The sequence below is a fragment of the Thermocrispum municipale DSM 44069 genome (assembly GCF_000427825.1).
GTDB classification, from domain to species: domain Bacteria; phylum Actinomycetota; class Actinomycetes; order Mycobacteriales; family Pseudonocardiaceae; genus Thermocrispum; species Thermocrispum municipale.
In genome coordinates this window covers 148,490-164,501 of sequence record NZ_KE386595.1, presented here as the reverse complement: position 1 = coordinate 164,501, position 16,012 = coordinate 148,490, and the positions used below count along the sequence as shown (strand labels likewise).

Here is a 16,012-nt window from a genome sequence, read left to right as displayed (position 1 = left end):
GCCGCGCTGTCGAGCGTATGGGACGCCGTACTGGACGCGACGCTCGCCGTGTCGCTCGACAGACGCCAGTCCGGCGTGGCGCGCATCGCGATCATCGGCATGGGACGCCTCGGCGGAGCCGAACTCGGCTACGGCTCGGACGCCGACGTTCTGTTCGTCTGCGAGCCGTACGAAGGCGTCAGCGACGGCGAGGCAGTGGACTACGCGACCGAGGTCTGTAGCTCGCTGAGCCGACTGCTGGGTGCCCCCAGCCAGGATCCCGCGATGAAGGTCGACGCGGACCTCCGGCCAGAAGGCCGCAACGGGCCGCTGGTGCGCACCCTGAGCTCCTATCGCGCCTACTACGAGCGCTGGGGCGAGGTGTGGGAAGCCCAGGCCCTGTTGCGAGCTCGCCCGGTCGCAGGCGACGAGGACCTCGGTCGGCGGTTCATCGAGATGATCGACGACGTGCGCTACCCGAAGGGCGGGCTGCCCGCCGACCGGGCACGGGAAGTGCGCCGTATCAAAGCGCGTGTCGACTCGGAGCGGCTGCCGCGCGGCACGAACCCCAGGACCAACACCAAGCTTGGACCGGGAGGGCTGGCCGACGTGGAGTGGACGGTCCAACTGCTGCAGCTGATGCACGGCCACGAGCTGCCCGGCCTGCGGACCGTGTCCACGCTGGACGCGCTGCAGGTCTTGGAAGACGACGGCGTGCTTGCCGCCGAGGACGCGGCTCCGCTGCGGGAGTCCTGGCTGCTGGCCACGCGAGTCCGCAATGCCGCCGCCTTGGTCCGCGGTAAGCAGGTCGACCAGGTACCGACGACCGGTAAGGAATTGGCCGCCGTCGCGCGGATCGTCGGCTACTCGCCGGACACCGATCCGGGCGAGTTCCTCGACTCCTACCTACGGACCATGAGGCGGGCCAGGGCAGTGGTGGGGCGCGTTTTCTATCAGGGGTGACGGCGGAGCAGAGCGTGGTCCGCCTACAGTTGGGTTCATGAGCGAGTTCGTTACCCGAATTAAGGTTCGCCACTACGAACTGGACACGCTGGGCCACGTCAACCACGCCGTCTATCACCAGTACGGCGAGGTGGCGCGCATGGAGTGGTTCGAAAGTATCGGCGGGAGCGAACTCACGCTGGACGGGGCGAAGGTGGCCCCGGTGCTGCTGGAGACGAGAGTGCGATTCCGGCGGGAACTACGCGCGGGCGACGAGATCGAGGTGACCTGCAAGCCCGTCTTCGGCGACGGCAAGACGTTCCGACTGGAGTCGGAGATCCGCAAGCTGGACGGCACCCTGTCCGCGGAGATCGAGTGCGTGCTCGGCCTGATGGACCTGGAGCGGCGCAAGCTGGTGGACAAGCCCGTGCAGGTCATGCGCGAGCACGGTTTCGACGTGTAGGTGGAGGGACGACGACGGCGGCCCGGTCGTAGCCAGGGCCGCCGCCGTCGCACGCTGGGGAGATCGCGCTTTAGACGTCGTAGTACAGCGCGTACTCGTACGGGTGCGGACGCAGACGCAGCGGGTCGATCTCGTGCTCGCGCTTGAAGTCGATCCAGGTCTGGATCACGTCCGGCGTGAACACGCCACCTTCGAGCAGGAAGTCGTGGTTCTGCTCCAGGTTGTCCAGCACCGCGCCCAGATCGGCGGGCACCTGATCGACGTTGGCCAGCTCCTCCGGCGGCAGCTCGTAGAGGTCCTTGTCGATCGGGTCCGGCGGCTCGATCTTGTTCCGGATACCGTCCAGGCCGGCCATCATCATCGCGGCGAACGCCAGGTACGGGTTACCCGAGGAGTCCGGGCAACGGAACTCCACGCGCTTGGCCTTGGCGTTGTTGCCGGTGATCGGGATACGGACGCACGCGGAGCGGTTGCGCTGCGAGTACACCAGCGAGACCGGGGCCTCGAAGCCCGGCACCAGGCGGTGGTAGGAGTTCACCGTCGGGTTGGTGAAGGCCAGCAGCGACGGCGCGTGCGCCAGGATGCCGCCGATGTAGTGGCGAGCGGTGTCGGACAGGCCCGCGTAGCCGGACTCGTCGTAGAACAGCGGCTCGCCGTCCTTCCACAGCGACTGGTGGCAGTGCATGCCCGAGCCGTTGTCACCGAACAGCGGCTTCGGCATGAACGTCACCGACTTGCCTGCTTCCCAGCCGGTGTTCTTGATGACGTACTTGAACAGCTGCAGGTCGTCCGCGGCGTGCAGCAGCGTGTTGAACTTGTAGTTGATCTCCGCCTGGCCCGCGGTGCCGACCTCGTGGTGGGCACGCTCGACGGTGAAGCCGGTGCGCTCGAGGTTGAGCACCATCTGGTCGCGCAGGTCGGCGAAGTGGTCGACCGGGGAGACCGGGAAGTAGCCGCCCTTGTACTTGGTCTTGTAGCCGCGGTTGCCGCCGTCCTCGTCGCGGCCGGTGTTCCACCAGCCCTCGATCGAGTCGATCTCGTGCATCGAGCGGTTCTCGGCGTAGTCGAAGCGGATCGAGTCGAAGATGTAGAACTCCGCCTCCGGACCGAAGAACGCGGTGTCGGCCACGCCCGACTCGGCCAGGTACTCCTCGGCCTTGCGCGCGATGTTGCGCGGGTCGCGGCTGTAGGGCTCACGGGTGTAAGGGTCGTGCACGAAGAAGTTCAGCAGCAGGGTCTTCTCCGCGCGGAACGGGTCGATGCGCGCCGTGTAAGGGTCGGGCAGCAGCAGCATGTCCGACTCGTGGATCTCCTGGAAACCGCGCACCGAGGAGCCGTCGAACGCCAAGCCCTCGTTGAAGACGTCTTCGTCGAACGCCGACGCGGGAACGGTGAAGTGCTGCATGATGCCCGGCAGGTCGCAGAACCGGACGTCCACGAACTTCACCTCCTGGTCGGAGATGAAGCGAACGACCTCTTCTGGGGAGTTGAACACGCTCGTCTGCTCCTTCGTGTGTTGCGGATACGTGCTGCGAGCGCGGTGCTCTCAGTCCGTGAGCGTCACGCTAGGAGGGCGGTGTTGCCCTCCCGTCACCCAAATGTTTCGCCGGTGTTAACGCATCGGCCGGTGACACATCGCTGGTACGAGGGCGGCGAAAAGCCGCCTTGCCAGCTTAGACCGCGACACCGCTGCGCGCCTTCCGTCGAATGCGACATACCCTGGTTGCGTGGCGCGGTGGACGGAAACGTGGTTGTCCGGGATCGGGCTGGACACCGAAGAAGGCAAGTGGCCAGGCGAGAAGCTCGGGTTGCCGGAGCACGGGGTCAACTCGGTGGCTTCCGGTGGGCAGCGTCTGCTGGCCTTCCTGGTGGATCTGTTCGCTGCCGCGATGATCACGACGTTGTTCGTCCAGCCCGAATTCGCCAACACCGACGTCATGCAGCGGTTCAACTGGGTGTCGGTCGGCGTCTGGGCGGTGTTGACCGTGCCGGCGACGGCGTTCCTCGGCATCACACCCGGCATGGGTGTGCTGGGGATCCGGGTTGCCCGCCTGGACGGGGCGACGATGGTCGGCGTGGTGCGCGCGCTGGCCCGCTGTGTGCTGACGGCGGTGCTCATTCCACCGGCCGTACGTGATGTCGACGGACGCGGGTTGCACGACCGGGCCACCGGGACCGTGGTCGTGCGAATGCGTTCGTGATCAGCGACGGCGGATCGTGCGCTGCACGTTGCGCATCTTCACGCCCTGCGGGATCGGGCCCTTGGGCATCGGCGCAGCGCGGTTCTTCAGCGCGGACAGCTTGGCCTCGAGCGCGTCGACCTCGCGCGGACGGAGGTTGCGCGGCAGCTTGAGCAGGTAGCGCTGCAGCTTGGGCAGTGGCACCTGGCCTTCCTCACGGCCGACGACGATGTCGTAGATCGGGGTGTCGCCGACCAACCGGGAGACGCGCTTCTTCTCCTGCGCCAGCAGTTGCTTGATGCGGTGCGGGGCGCCCTCGGCGACCAGGATGACGCCCGGACCACCGAGAACCCGGTGCACGGCGTCGAGCTGCGTCGTCGCGGCAACCGACTGCGTGACACGCCAGTTACCGCGCAGGTTGTCCAGCGCCCACCCGGCAGCGCCTGGCTGTCCTTCTGCCTTGGCGTAGACGGTCTTCTGCACGCGCCGGCCGAACGTGATCATGGCGCCCAGCGCACCGGTGAGGATGCCCAGCGGCAGCATCACCCACGGGATGCCCCACCACCAGCCGAGCGCGAACACGGCGCCGGCGACCAGCAGGAAGACCAGCAGCATCCACGGGATCAGCCACTTGTCTTCCTTGCGCTGCATCTTGAACGCTTGGAAGATCTGGCCTCGCCTGGCCTTCTTCTCGGCCTTCTTGGCCGCCTTCTTCGCGTCCTTGTCATCGGTTGGCGCCATAAGTTCCAGGATACGGACAGCGTTGTCGGGGTTGTCTGCGAGGATCGGAATCGATGGACTTGGCGCACGATCTCGATCCCGAACAGCGCGCGGCGGTGACGGCGCCGCGCGGTCCGGTGTGCGTGCTGGCCGGTGCCGGCACGGGTAAGACCCGCACGATCACCTACCGGATCGCGCATCTGGTGAACTCCGGCCACGTGTCCGCGAGCGCGGTGCTGGCGGTGACGTTCACGGCCCGGGCGGCCGGCGAGATGCGCGCCCGGCTGCGCAAGCTGGGGGTGGAAGGCGCGCAGGCGTTGACCTTCCACGCGGCAGCGCTGCGCCAGTTGCGGTACTTCTGGCCGCGGGTCGTCGGCGGACCTCCGTGGCAGTTGCTGGAGAGCAAACTGCGGCTTGTCGGCAGGGCGGCGCATCAGGTCGGGGTGGACACCGACGCGGAGATGTTGCGTGACCTCGCGGGCGAGTTGGAGTGGGCGAAGGCCTCGCTGATCGTGCCGGACGAGTACCCGGCCGCAGTCACGCGATCGGGCAGGGCGACGCCGGAGCCTCCGGAGCGGGTCGCCGAGGTGTACCGGGTCTACGAGAAGCTGAAGGTCGAGGAGCGCGCGCTCGATTTCGACGATCTGTTGCTGCAGACCACCGCGGCGTTGGAGGAGAACGTCGACGTCGCCGAGGAGTTCCGGGATCGGTATCGCTGCTTCGTGGTCGACGAGTACCAGGACGTCACCCCGCTCCAGCAGCGTCTGCTCGATGCGTGGCTCGGTGACCGGGACGATCTGACGGTGGTGGGTGACGCCAATCAGACGATTTATTCGTTCGGTGGCGCCTCTCCGCGGCACCTGCTGAATTTCACCCGGCGGTATCCGCATGCGCAGGTGATTCGGCTAGTGCGGGACTACCGGTCGACGCCTCAGGTGGTCGCGCTCGCCAACAAGGTGATCGGTGCCGCGCGCCATCGTCCGCCGGGCAGCAGGTTGCGGCTGGTCGGTCAGCGTCCGGACGGCCCGCAGCCTCGGTTCGCCGAGTACGACGACGAGCACGCCGAGGCAGCAGCGGTCGCCGCGCGGATTCGTGAGCTGATCGAGACCGGGGTGCCGGTGAACGAGATCGCCGTGCTGTTCCGGGTCAACGCGCAGTCGGAGGCGTACGAGCAAGCGCTGAGCGAGGCAGGCATTCCGTACCTGGTGCGTGGCGGTGAGCGTTTCTTCGCGCGGACGGAAGTGCGCGAGGCCATGGCGGTGTTGCGGACGGCGGCCGCGGCGGAGGAGGAGCCGGCGGGCACGTTGCCGGATGTCGTTCGTGGCTTGCTGGCCAAGGTCGGGCTCACGTCCGAGCCTCCCGCGGGGGGTGCGAGCAAGCAGCGGTGGGATTCCCTGATGGCGCTGGTCGAGCTCGCCGAGGAGTTCGCCGCCGACGCCGCGGAGCCGACGTTGCGACGGTATGTGGGGGAGCTCGAGCAGCGCGCGGCCGCGCAGCATGCGCCGACGGTGCACGGGGTGACCTTGGCGTCGTTGCACGCAGCCAAGGGCCTGGAGTGGGATGCGGTGTTCCTCGTCGGGCTGTGTGAGGGCACTTTGCCCATTCAGCACGCCGATGACGACCAGGCTGCGATCGAGGAGGAGCGGCGGCTGCTGTATGTCGGCGTGACGCGCGCGCGGGAGCACTTGTCGCTGTCCTGGTCGCTGTCGCGGAAGCCGGGAGGTCGGCGTTCGCGTCGGCGGAGCCGGTTCCTGTACGGGCTCGTGCCGGAGGATCACCCGGCTGCCCGGGTAGCGCAGCGGGGTCGTGGTGAGCGGCCGCAATGTCGGGTGTGCGCAAAGGTGCTCACCGACGTGGCCGACGTGAAGGTCGGCCGATGCAGCAGTTGTCCGTCCAATGTGGATCCTGAGTTGCTGGCTGCCCTGAAGGAATGGCGGAGCGACAAGGCGCGCGAGCTGAAGGTCCCCGCCTACGTGGTGTTCACCGATGCGACGTTGATGGCCATCGCGGAGAAGCAGCCGACCGACGACAGCGAGCTGGTGTCGATCTCGGGCATCGGGGCAACGAAGCTGGAGCGGTACGGCGCGGACGTTCTCGCCGCGGTGCGCAAACACACCGCGGACGCTTGAACGGTCGGTTGACCGCGGACGATGAAGCCTTTGGGACGATTGGTCGGTCGTCTCTGTCGGACCGTGGCGCGCTGTCGAGTCGTCGACGCGCCTGGCCTCTGTCCGACCGCGGCGCTGTCGGGTCATCGACGCGCCTGGCCTCTCTCGGGTCGCTGGCGCACCTTGTCTCTGTCGGGCCCCGGTGCGTCAGGTTGTCGCGTCTATGGCTTCCCCGCAGCATCGAGAGGCTCGCTCGCGAGTGATGCAGTAACTTGTCGGTGAGTCGTGCTCTCTTCAGTGGCTCACCCGCGAGCGCCTATCGCGTGTCTTGGTTGCCGGCGACTGCGCGCCCACCGGCGCCACGAAGAGGCATAGACACCGAGCCTCACCAGCGGTTATGCCGTTCTTCGCGGCTCGTCGCCCGCCGGCATTGGCAACTCGCGATCCGCTTGAGGCAGAAAATCCATTAATTCAGTTGCCGCGATCGCCAGGGGCCCTATAGCCTGCAAGGGACGGGTTGAACGCCCGTACTACTTTCGACACGAGCAGCAGAGGAGGTGGCAGCGGTGAAGATCTTCGCGTTCGCCGGTACCCGCAGCCACCAGCTGCTTGGGGGTCTTCGTGTGCCCGGCGCACGGCAGCGCGCATTTCCGATGGGCGATGTTCGCCTCGTGACCGCGAATCCAGTTTGCCTTGATGCCGCTGTCATCGCCGAGCCGGCGCCGACCGCTCCGCAGGTACCAGTTCCGTTGTCTCGTCTTCGAGTGAAGTCTCTGACTTAACTCAGACTCACTGAGAGGCCGCGGAACCCATCGCCGGATCCGCGGCCTTTGTGCTGTGTGGTCCGCAGATCTTTCGCCACACCACGAGATGAAGACAAATTCAAGGGGAGAACTGATGTCTACCGCAACCGCCTTCGCACCCGAGGCGGCGATGGTGTCGCCAGCGGATCCGCTGAGCGCAGACCTCAATTTGCCTTGCCACGCAGGCGACCCGGACCTGTGGTTTGCCGAGGCTCCAGCCGATCTGGAGCGAGCCAAGCGGCTGTGCGCAGGTTGTCCGGTGCGTGATGCGTGCCTGGCAGGCGCGCTGGAACGTGGCGAGCCATGGGGCGTCTGGGGCGGCGAGATTTTCCAGCGCGGTGTGATCATCGCGCGCAAGCGCCCGCGGGGACGACCCCGCAAGCACCCGGTCGCGGCCTGAGGCAGGCGGCCGACAACGAGACTTCGATGAGGAGTTGGACGTCATGGAAATGCTGAGTGAGCAGTTCGCGCTCGTTCGAGAGCGCGAACACGCCCACTACAGCGAGCCCGCGGAGGGCGATGTCGCGGTGGCCGACGCCGTCGCCAAGCTGACTCGACAGCGGCGAGCACGTCGGTGGGAGCGACTGGCTCATTGGGCTAGCGAACGCGCGGAGCGTGTCCGCAGCGAATAGTCCCGGGTTTGTTGTAGATGAACGGAAGTGGGCCCGTCGATTCGGCGGGCCCACTTCCTCGTTTTCGATATCGGTCGCCGAATGTCGGTATCGGAATCCGGCACTCGAGCCCGCATGCGCGCTACGGCCGATTTCTCGCCCCGGTCCTGGGCCGCCGCCTCCCCCATTGGGACGGCCGCAGTTCCTCGACCTCGTAGCGGGCGCTCGCGGAGCGTGGTGCTCAACCGGTCGACCGGGTTGGTCTCACCCAACGACCCCCAGTTGATGGTTCTGCACCGCAGCGCGCCGAGGCTGTCTGCAGGCAGTGTGACCGCGCACCGGATTGTCCTTGGCAATCTGGGCGCGTAACGCCTGAACGGCCTAGGCGGTGTTGGGTACCGACAAGCAGCGAGCTTCCACCAGCGGCCGTTGTCGTGTGCTGGCGTCGGCGAACGCGGCGACCAGCTCGCGGACGATCATCTCGCGTAGCGCTGGGTCCTCGATTGCCGCGCGCACCTCTGCTGCCGACGTTCGCACAATCTCGACCTTGGCCTGGGTCAACGCGAGGTGCCCGTGAACCGGGGCGGGCGAGTCCGGCGTCGGGGGCCCGAACTGCCAGGCCAACCCGACCTCGTCCCACCACGCATCGGCATATCCCATAGCGCGCTGCTTGCGGTCGTAGATGGTCACGTTCCACCGTGGCGGTGGCAATGGGCTGTCACGCAGAATCGCCGCAGCGTGCCTGTGTAAGACGTTGGTGGCGGTCTCATCAAGCTGACGCAATGCCAACCGCACGGCCGCGGTGCCCCGCTGGTTACCTTCGTTCAGCTCGCGCAGCAAACTCTCGTGGTCGCACAGGCCGTGCACGACAGGAAGGGCAAGCGCCGAACGGAGAAGTGCGATATTCGACGTCCTACGCGCTATGTCCAGCGCAGCACGCGCCGGTGGAGCGAACGGCAGCCCATCGCGCACGATCGGTTTGGGGAGGCGGGTCGTCCGTTCCACCGAGATGAACTCTCTGGTCGTCAGTCGCCTCGTGGCCGGCACGAGCACGTGAACGACAGGCGGATGGCGCAGCTGCAGACCGTAGGCCTGAAACGCGTCGGCCCCGGTGATGACCGCGTCCGGGCCCGCGAAGGCGATCGCCGCCCGCAGTTGCTGCCTGCGCGTGGGCTCACCGTTGGTCAGCATGACCACGCCGGGCAGCAGGCGCCGCCACGGACCACCGGCGCGGCACCTCCTGGTGATCATGCTGTGGCTGACTCCGGCGCTGCGCAGTGCGGCCACCGTAGCGATCCCGTCCGGCGCTATCTCTGGCGAAATACTCACAGTGCGTCTGTGTTCTTGAGCCATGTACTGATCGTCACTGTTCGCAACGCACAGTGGGCGCCATTCGTAAATCTGTGGATAACTCCGCCGAGTATGTCGGATTTATCCGCATCTCGTGGGTGGGTGTGGATGATCAGCCCGTGAAGCCTGGCACCCAACGCTCGGCAATGTCCCTGGCCGCGACCTCCGCTTCCAGCTGGCACAGGATGCCGGTGTTGCCCGCTGTCGTGCGGTGGATCAGCAAATATTCGGCGGGCAAGTTGAGCGCGCGACCAGTGCGGAAATCCTTGCTGCCTACGTCGCCGATTCGGGCTGCCTGTTCTTGGAGCCAGCGACGGTTGAACCGGAACTGGTCGGCCGCCAGAGGCTCGGTGAACGGTGCCAGGTAGTCGAGGACGTCTCCGGCGGCGACTTTGCTTCCGGCGGTGATGAAGCGGTGCTCACGCATGACGCGCATCAGCTCCGTCGCCTCGCCGTCCAACGCCAAGCGAATGATGTGGCCGAGGCCGTACGGGATGCCGTCAGGAAGCCGTGCGACCGCGCCGTAATCGATCACGCACATCCGGCCGTCCTCGGCCAGCATGAAGTTGCCCGGATGCGGATCGGAATGCATCAGCCGGGCCCGCGCCGGTGAGGAGTAGTGGAACTCCAGCAGCAAACGTCCGGCGAGATTGCGTGTTTCCTGCTCCCCGGCCTTGATGATCTGAGCGAGCGGCGTTCCGTCAACCCACTCGGTGATGACGACCTTCGGGGAGCTGGCGACGACCTTGGGGACGAGGAACTGTGGGTCACCGTCGTAGGCCGCGGCGAAGGCGCGCTGGAAGTTCGCCTCGCCCCGGTAGTCCAACTCCTCGTCCATTCGCGCGGACAGCTCAGCCAGCAGCGGCTTGACCTCCGTCCCCGGTGCCAGCGCTTGAAACAGCCGCGAGAACCGCATGAGCTGACGCAGGTCGCTACGCAGAGCTTCATCGGCTCCTGGGTACTGCACCTTGACTGCCACGATGCGGCCGTCGTGCCACACCGCGCGGTGCACTTGACCGATGCTGGCCGCTGCCGCGGGCTCGTCGTCGAACTCGGCGAATCGCTTGGGCCAGCCGGAACCGAGTTGTTCCCGCAGAACGCGGTGTGTCTGCTTGGCGGGCATCGGCGGAGCGGCTGACTGCAGCCGGGTGAGAGCTTCGCGGTAAGGGGCGGCATATTCCTCGGGGATGGCCGCTTCGAAGACGCTGAGCGCTTGGCCGAACTTCATCGCGCCGCCCTTGAGCGTGCCGAGGACCTCGAACAGTTGCTCGGCCGCCTTGGCCTGGAGATCGGCGTTGACCTCGTGCGCGCTCTTGCCGGTCAGTCGCTTACCCCAGCCGCCGACAGCCCGACTCGCGATGCCCAACGGCAAGCTGGCGAGCTTTGCCGCACGAGCCGATGTTCTGCTGGGCAGGCTATGCTCCGCTGGTTCGGCCATGCATTCGATTCTGCCTTGTGACTACACCCGTTGTCCCCCAAATTCGTGTGACGAACTAGTAATGTCGACGTCCCACCGTGTCGCGACTCCACACCGGCACCATGGGTGGGCGACCCACTCTCGACGGAGGGTCTCGCCCTCGCGGAGGTCGAGCTCGAGAGTCGCTTCCAACAACGGTGGTCGGGCCTCACTCGGCTGGAGTGACAGCGGTACTTGCGCTACTGCGTACGCGGCGGTCGCTTGCGTTGTCGCCGGATCCGCCCGCTGTACATGCCCGGCCAACTGATTCGCCACGCGGGGCCAGCAGCGATCGCGGTCGGTGCGGTACCGATCGAAGCATTCCAGGCATGCGGAGCGACCGGGAAGAACCAGGGGGCCGACGATTCCGCAGCCATCACGCGCGGCCACGACCAGATGCTCCTGTTTGTCCTGCATGAGCTGCGCAACGACTTCTGGGGCAGGGACCAGTGCGTCGGTGAGAATGACCAGGTCCGGACTGCGGTCGCGGGCCGCACTGCCGACAGCGACGGAAGGATTCGCTGTCCGGATCGCCTGCTCGATGACAGACCGACGTTGTTTTCCGAGGTCGCCCGGGGAGTAGACGCCGCACACGTCATCGGTGGTGACGGTGCCGTTGGACGTCACCGCGATTGATCCGATGCCGGCGAGTGCCAGCTGTACGGCCACAGCCGCGGCGAGTGGGCCGTCACCACGTACCTCGACGGCAGCTTGCGCGACGCGTGCGCTTCGGCGCGGCTCACTGGCGTCGACCAAAAAGCCGGCGTCGGTCAGCTCGTGCAACAGACTGCGTAATTGATCCGCGTTCTGCGGGCCGACCCGGCTGATCAACCTGCCGAGCGGAGTCTGACCATCCAGGGAGAGCAGTGCCGAGACCATTCGCGGTGACAGATCCGTCACCAACACGGCCCGGCGCGGATTGACGCCGATCTGAACTTCGTCGACCGCGCGTTGATAAGCCTTGATGCCTGCAGCAAAACACGGCCTGCTGGCCAACTCGTCGCCGGTGGGCTGCAGAACCTCGACTTCGGGTGCTGGAGCTGTCATGGCGACCAGAGTGCCGACTTTTTGCCTGCGATCGTGGCTCACGTGAAAGCTGGGGATAACTGCGCGCACATATCCCGCCACTCGCGTCGACATCGCGCGGACTTGACCGAGTTGTCCACAGATTCGGTGGTGCTCGCCCTTTTGTCGGCGGCGCGGCCTACGGTGGAGGCGTGTCGAGGAAAGTCGAGGTGCGGCGGAGCGCACGCCGCAAGCGCACGGTCTCGGCCTACTTCGACGGCGACACGATGGTCGTGCTGATCCCAGCACGCATGTCCAGTGCGGAGGAGGAGCACTGGGTCGCCGAGATGGAACGGAAGCTGTTGCGCGGCAAGAACCGGCGGGTCTCGCCTGCGCGGCAGTCAGACGAGGCACTGATGCAGCGGTGTCGCGAGCTCTCAGCGCAGTATCTCGACGGTGATGCGCAGCCGACGAGCGTGCGTTGGGTCCCGCCGATGCGGACACGATGGGCGTCCTGCACTCCAGCGGAAGGCACCATTCGGGTCAGCGACCGGCTCCGAGACGTACCTGCATGGGTCCTCGACTACATACTGGTCCACGAGCTGGCGCACCTACGGGTGGCGGCACACAACAAGGAATTCTGGGCATTGTGTGCCCGCTACCCGAAGACCGAGCGGGCGATCGGCTACCTGGAGGGGTTGTCGGCCGCGGCCGGCTTGGGACTGACCGAGCTGGACTAGCCGGGCTCCGGTGTGCGCTGCCGGAGCGCGAGGGCTGAGGCTTGACCGGCCGGCTCAGCCGTCCGTGCGTGGACCGGAGCCGGGGTCGTCGTCCTCCGGGTGTGCGCTACCGGAGTCCGATGCCTCGGTCGCATCGCCGGTGGAGGCCTCCTCCGCTGGAGAGTCGCCAGTGGAGTCTTCCGCTCGTGCTTCGTCGGCGGAGGGGGCATCCTCGGTGCGCTTCAGCTCGGCGATCGGGTCGAACTCAGCCAGACCCGACTCGTCGGAGCCGAGGCGTTCGGCGAACTCCAGCGGGTCGTCCAAGTCGTCCGCGGTGGGCATCAAGTCGGGGTGGGACCAGAGCCCGTCTCGCTTCTCCACTCCGTGCTGATCGCCGACCAGCTTCCACAGAGCTGACGCGGCGCGCAGCCTGCGCGGCCGCAATTCGAGGCCGACCAATGACGCGAACGTCTGCTCCGCGGGTCCGCCCGATGCCCGGCGCCTGCGCAGCGTCTCGCGTAGGGCGTCGGCCCCGGGGAGGCGATCGCCGATGGCGTCCGCGACGACTACGTCGACCCAGCCCTCGACGAGCGCCAGCAGCGTCTCCAGGCGAGCCAGGGCGGCCTTCTGCTCGGGAGAGGTCTGCGGTTGAAGGAGCCCGGACGACAGCGTCTCTTCGATGTTGGCCAGATTCGACGGATCGAGCTGACCGGCCAGCTGCTGGAGGCTTTCGGTGTCGACGGAGATTCCGCTCGCGTACTCCTCGACGGTGGCCAGTAGACGTTGACGGAGCCAGGGGACGTGCGCGAAGAGCCGATGGTGGGCTGCTTCGCGGGCTGCAAGGAATACGAGCACCTCGCTGCTCGGCCGCTCCAGGCCCTCGGTGAACTTCTGGATGTTGCCGGGCAGCAAGGCAGCGGTGGCGTCGGGGCCGAGTGGCAAACCGACTTCGGTCGAGGTCAGCACCTCGGAGCCGAGCTGAGCGAGCGCATTGCCCAACTGGGTACCGAACGCCATGCCGCCCATCTGACCGAGCATCGACAGGAGCGGGCCGGCGGCCTGCTTGGCCTCTTCAGGGAGGGCTTCCACCCATGCTTGAGAGATTCGCTGTGCTACTGGATCGCACAGGCGCTGCCACGTGTCCAAAGTCTTCTCCACCCAGTCGCGCGCCGACCAGGCGACGGTGCTGGTGGCGCCCGCAGGCAAGATCGTGGCGGCGTCCAGCCACAACTCGGCGAGGTGTCCGGCGTCGCGCACCGCCGCGTTGCCCGAGTCGGAGCCGAAGCCCATCTGACTGCCGCTGCTGCTGCTGAGACGCTGTAGCGCGATCTGCTTGGCGATGGAGTAGTTGACCGGCCCCGAAGAGCTTCCTGCCTGGCTGAGCATGCTGCCCAGCTGACTGAGCATCTGACCGAGCTGATTGAAGGCCTCGGCTCCCTGCGGGCCGCCGCCCGGCGACCCGAAACCGAAGCCGGACGGGTCGCGGGACTCGCCCTCACCGCGCTTGTCCGGGTCGGAGGGGCCGAAGCCGAACGGGAATTCGTTCATGTCTCTACGGTACGCGGCTTGCTCGAAGTCGTGTTCAGCCCAGCGCGATCAGATCCGCCTCATCGCGTAGGGTCCTGATATCAGACACCAGCAGCAACGTCCTGATATCCGCGCTTGACAGGAAGCCCGTGAACGAGCAAGAGAACACACCCCGGCACAGCGCTCCCGGCAGTCGGGAGCAAGATCCTCGCGCCGCGGAGACAGGCCCTCGTCTGACCCGACGCGGCTGGACGATCGCGCTCAGCATGTTGATCGTGCTCGTGTTCGGCTTGGTCGGCACCCTCGTGCGGGTTCCTTACGTCGCGTTGGGGCCGGGACCGACACATGACACCTTGGCAGAGACCAAGAACGGCCCGCTGATCGCGATTCAAGGGTCCAAGACGTACAAAACCTCTGGTGAACTGCGGTTGACCACGGTGTCGGTTCAGGACGGTGTCACGTTGCTCGGCGCGCTGGGGTTGTGGGCGAGCGGCAGCTACGCGCTGGCACCACGCGAGCTGTACTTCCCGCCGGGTGAAACCGATGAAGAGGTCAAGCAGGAGAACGCCCAGCAGTTCGTCGACTCCCAGGACGCGGCGGTGTCGGCGGCCCTGCTGCACCTCATGAAACACGACTACCCCGTGTCCAAGCAGATTCGCCTCACCGCGGTGGTGCACGAAGTGTCGCGCAAGGAGACCGACCGCGTTCTGGACCCGGGGGACCAGTTGCTGGAGGTCAACGGCAAGAAGGTCAGCAGCCCGCAGGACGTTCGGGACGCGTTGAAAGGCACCAAGCCGAACGACAAGATCAAACTGAGGTTCCGGGAAGACGGCAAGAAGTCGGCCAAGCATGTCCGGACCGCGACGGTCACGCTCGGCAAAGCCGACGACGGACGGTCGGAGGGCTATCTGGGCGTGCTTGCCGGGGCGCGGCCTGAGCTACCCGGCCTGTCGGTCGACATCAAGCTTGCCGACGTGGGCGGACCCTCCGCGGGCACGATGTTCGCGCTGGCGATCGTCGACCGGCTGACGCCGGGTGAACTGACCGGTGGTCGTCATGTGGCCGGCACGGGGGAGATTGCTGCCGACGGCACGGTCGGCCCGATCGGTGGCATTTCGTTCAAGCTCTCCGCCGCCCGTGATGACGGCGCCACGGTGTTCTTGGTCCCTAAAGAGAACTGTGCCGAGGCCGTCAAGTCAGCTCCTGACGGCATGCGGCTGGTGAAGATCGGCACCTTGGACGAGGCGGTCAAGGCACTCGAGGACTTGGACAAAGGGCGACCCGTTCCCGGTTGCTGAGCCCGGGACCTGCTGCTGACAGCGCTCGCGCTACCGGGGGTGGGGCAAGGCTCGCGCTACCGGGCAGGGTGGGGCAGGGCTTGCGCTACTGGGGTGGGGCAGGGCTTGCGCTACGAGGATCAGGGACAGGGCTCGCGCCACCAGGGGTCGGCCGACAGCTGCATGCTGATCGGCCTGCTCGGAGATGCAGCGTGCGCGGCGACGTGCGGCAGCGCGCCGGATGTCCGGAGAGCCGGCGGCCCAGCGAGTCCTAGGGCTCCAGGGTGGCGGCAAGCGCGTCGAGCAGATTCGGTGCGAGGTCGGGGTGCTCGACGAGTTCGTCCACCGGCTCACCGTCCTCGTCGGTGGCGACTCCGCGCAGTCGCATGACGCACGCCCGATAGCCATCGCGCGACACGGCGGCCACCAGGCGTGCTTCCGTGCGGTCGGGGTGTTCCGCGGCGGCCTGCTGCAGCTTCGCGACGTCGCCGTCATCCGGCAGTGACTCCTCGGCCTCCGGCGGCAGCACCACGATCTCCTGAGCCACCGCACACCCGCTCACCGTCTCCGGCCATGTGATCTTGGCCAGCGCGTCGGCGAGGTCGTCCGCCTCCGGGAGGGCGTCCTGTGCCACGGGGGTCAGTGCTGCTTCCGTGTTCAGCTGCGCGGCGAGCTCCGGCTGCTGAGCAAGGATGTCTGCGGTCGAGACCAGCGCAAACAGCTGGGGCGGCTGCTCCCACCCTGCGGCCGCGACGAACTCTTCAACTTCCCGCGCAGCCGTCGCCACGTCACCGATAGTGCCCATGGGCCTATCGTGCCAGGTACGAAGCGGACCCGGGCGGGGAACTTTCCCCCTCGTCCGTAGAGTTATG

At 66.8% G+C, this 16,012-nt stretch carries 15 protein-coding genes; 8 read left to right on the top strand and 7 right to left on the bottom strand.

Going from position 1 to position 16,012, the window contains the following annotated elements; translation table 11 throughout:
- Together YWM_RS26525 and YWM_RS0121365 are read left to right on the top strand one after the other, a co-directional pair.
- Nucleotides 1–942: [protein-PII] uridylyltransferase family protein (locus YWM_RS26525; protein WP_028852396.1), on the top strand; the 942-nt coding region annotated here is incomplete at its 5' end.
- Between the two features lie 37 nt (nt 943–979).
- On the top strand, nt 980–1,384 hold the full coding sequence (locus tag YWM_RS0121365; protein WP_028852395.1) for an acyl-CoA thioesterase: 405 nt from the start codon (nt 980–982) through the stop codon (nt 1,382–1,384).
- 70 nt (nt 1,385–1,454) lie between these two features.
- On the opposite strand, the gene glnA is transcribed toward YWM_RS0121365, so the two are convergent.
- A complete protein-coding gene (gene glnA / locus YWM_RS0121360) occupies nt 1,455–2,879 on the bottom strand; it encodes a type I glutamate--ammonia ligase (RefSeq protein ID WP_028852394.1) in 1,425 nt (474 codons plus the stop codon).
- Nucleotides 2,880–3,111: 232 nt separating this feature from the next.
- On the opposite strand from glnA, the gene YWM_RS0121355 reads away from it, so the two are divergent.
- Nucleotides 3,112–3,585, top strand: coding sequence for an RDD family protein (locus YWM_RS0121355; protein ID WP_028852393.1), 474 nt, complete (start codon nt 3,112–3,114; stop codon nt 3,583–3,585).
- Here the strand turns inward: YWM_RS0121355 and YWM_RS0121350 are convergent, their stop codons facing one another.
- A complete protein-coding gene (locus YWM_RS0121350) occupies nt 3,586–4,305 on the bottom strand; it encodes a DUF4191 domain-containing protein (protein WP_028852392.1) in 720 nt (239 codons plus the stop codon). It lies immediately after the preceding gene.
- 53 nt (nt 4,306–4,358) lie between these two features.
- Here YWM_RS0121350 and YWM_RS0121345 point away from each other — a divergent pair, with 53 nt between their 5' ends.
- The 3 genes from YWM_RS0121345 (at nt 4,359) to YWM_RS25990 (ending at nt 7,827) form a co-directional block, all read left to right on the top strand.
- On the top strand, nt 4,359–6,413 hold the full coding sequence (locus YWM_RS0121345) for an ATP-dependent DNA helicase UvrD2 (RefSeq protein ID WP_028852391.1): 2,055 nt from the start codon (nt 4,359–4,361) through the stop codon (nt 6,411–6,413).
- Between the two features lie 912 nt (nt 6,414–7,325).
- Entirely contained in the window at nt 7,326–7,595 is a 270-nt protein-coding gene (locus tag YWM_RS25995; protein WP_245566130.1) for a WhiB family transcriptional regulator, read from the top strand.
- 43 nt (nt 7,596–7,638) lie between these two features.
- A complete protein-coding gene (locus YWM_RS25990) occupies nt 7,639–7,827 on the top strand; it encodes a hypothetical protein (protein ID WP_043662121.1) in 189 nt (62 codons plus the stop codon).
- 360 nt (nt 7,828–8,187) lie between these two features.
- Here YWM_RS25990 and YWM_RS0121330 read toward each other — a convergent pair whose 3' ends face one another.
- The 3 genes from YWM_RS0121330 to YWM_RS24960 form a co-directional block, all read right to left on the bottom strand.
- A complete protein-coding gene (locus YWM_RS0121330; protein WP_043662120.1) occupies nt 8,188–9,135 on the bottom strand; it encodes a type IV toxin-antitoxin system AbiEi family antitoxin in 948 nt (315 codons plus the stop codon).
- 133 nt (nt 9,136–9,268) lie between these two features.
- Nucleotides 9,269–10,594 (bottom strand): ABC1 kinase family protein, encoded by a 1,326-nt coding sequence (locus YWM_RS0121325; RefSeq protein ID WP_028852388.1) that lies wholly within the window; start codon nt 10,592–10,594, stop codon nt 9,269–9,271.
- 21 nt (nt 10,595–10,615) lie between these two features.
- A complete protein-coding gene (locus tag YWM_RS24960; protein WP_052345374.1) occupies nt 10,616–11,659 on the bottom strand; it encodes a ThiF family adenylyltransferase in 1,044 nt (347 codons plus the stop codon).
- Nucleotides 11,660–11,829: 170 nt separating this feature from the next.
- On the opposite strand from YWM_RS24960, the gene YWM_RS0121315 reads away from it, so the two are divergent.
- The gene (locus YWM_RS0121315) at nt 11,830–12,357 is read left to right on the top strand and encodes a M48 metallopeptidase family protein (protein ID WP_028852387.1); all 528 of its coding nucleotides are present in this window, start codon (nt 11,830–11,832) and stop codon (nt 12,355–12,357) included.
- Between the two features lie 54 nt (nt 12,358–12,411).
- On the opposite strand, the gene YWM_RS24955 is transcribed toward YWM_RS0121315, so the two are convergent.
- Nucleotides 12,412–13,884 (bottom strand): zinc-dependent metalloprotease, encoded by a 1,473-nt coding sequence (locus tag YWM_RS24955; protein ID WP_043662118.1) that lies wholly within the window; start codon nt 13,882–13,884, stop codon nt 12,412–12,414.
- Nucleotides 13,885–14,129: 245 nt separating this feature from the next.
- Here YWM_RS24955 and YWM_RS0121300 point away from each other — a divergent pair, with 245 nt between their 5' ends.
- A complete protein-coding gene (locus YWM_RS0121300) occupies nt 14,130–15,161 on the top strand; it encodes a YlbL family protein (RefSeq protein WP_028852386.1) in 1,032 nt (343 codons plus the stop codon).
- 250 nt (nt 15,162–15,411) lie between these two features.
- On the opposite strand, the gene YWM_RS0121295 is transcribed toward YWM_RS0121300, so the two are convergent.
- A complete protein-coding gene (locus YWM_RS0121295) occupies nt 15,412–15,945 on the bottom strand; it encodes a PPA1309 family protein (protein ID WP_028852385.1) in 534 nt (177 codons plus the stop codon).
- Nucleotides 15,946–16,012: the final 67 nt, after the last annotated feature.

What these genes read in the sequence shown, in the direction of transcription:
- YWM_RS0121365 (WP_028852395.1), top strand. Translation starts at nt 980, where the DNA reads ATGAGCGAGTTCGTTACCCGAATTAAGGTTCGCCACTACGAACTGGAC.
- YWM_RS0121350 (WP_028852392.1), bottom strand. Translation starts at nt 4,305, where the DNA reads ATGGCGCCAACCGATGACAAGGACGCGAAGAAGGCGGCCAAGAAGGCC.
- YWM_RS0121345 (WP_028852391.1), top strand. Translation starts at nt 4,359, where the DNA reads ATGGACTTGGCGCACGATCTCGATCCCGAACAGCGCGCGGCGGTGACG.
- YWM_RS25995 (WP_245566130.1), top strand. Translation starts at nt 7,326, where the DNA reads ATGGTGTCGCCAGCGGATCCGCTGAGCGCAGACCTCAATTTGCCTTGC.
- YWM_RS25990 (WP_043662121.1), top strand. Translation starts at nt 7,639, where the DNA reads ATGGAAATGCTGAGTGAGCAGTTCGCGCTCGTTCGAGAGCGCGAACAC.
- YWM_RS0121325 (WP_028852388.1), bottom strand. Translation starts at nt 10,594, where the DNA reads ATGGCCGAACCAGCGGAGCATAGCCTGCCCAGCAGAACATCGGCTCGT.
- YWM_RS24960 (WP_052345374.1), bottom strand. Translation starts at nt 11,659, where the DNA reads ATGACAGCTCCAGCACCCGAAGTCGAGGTTCTGCAGCCCACCGGCGAC.
- YWM_RS24955 (WP_043662118.1), bottom strand. Translation starts at nt 13,884, where the DNA reads ATGAACGAATTCCCGTTCGGCTTCGGCCCCTCCGACCCGGACAAGCGC.
- YWM_RS0121300 (WP_028852386.1), top strand. Translation starts at nt 14,130, where the DNA reads ATGTTGATCGTGCTCGTGTTCGGCTTGGTCGGCACCCTCGTGCGGGTT.
- YWM_RS0121295 (WP_028852385.1), bottom strand. Translation starts at nt 15,945, where the DNA reads ATGGGCACTATCGGTGACGTGGCGACGGCTGCGCGGGAAGTTGAAGAG.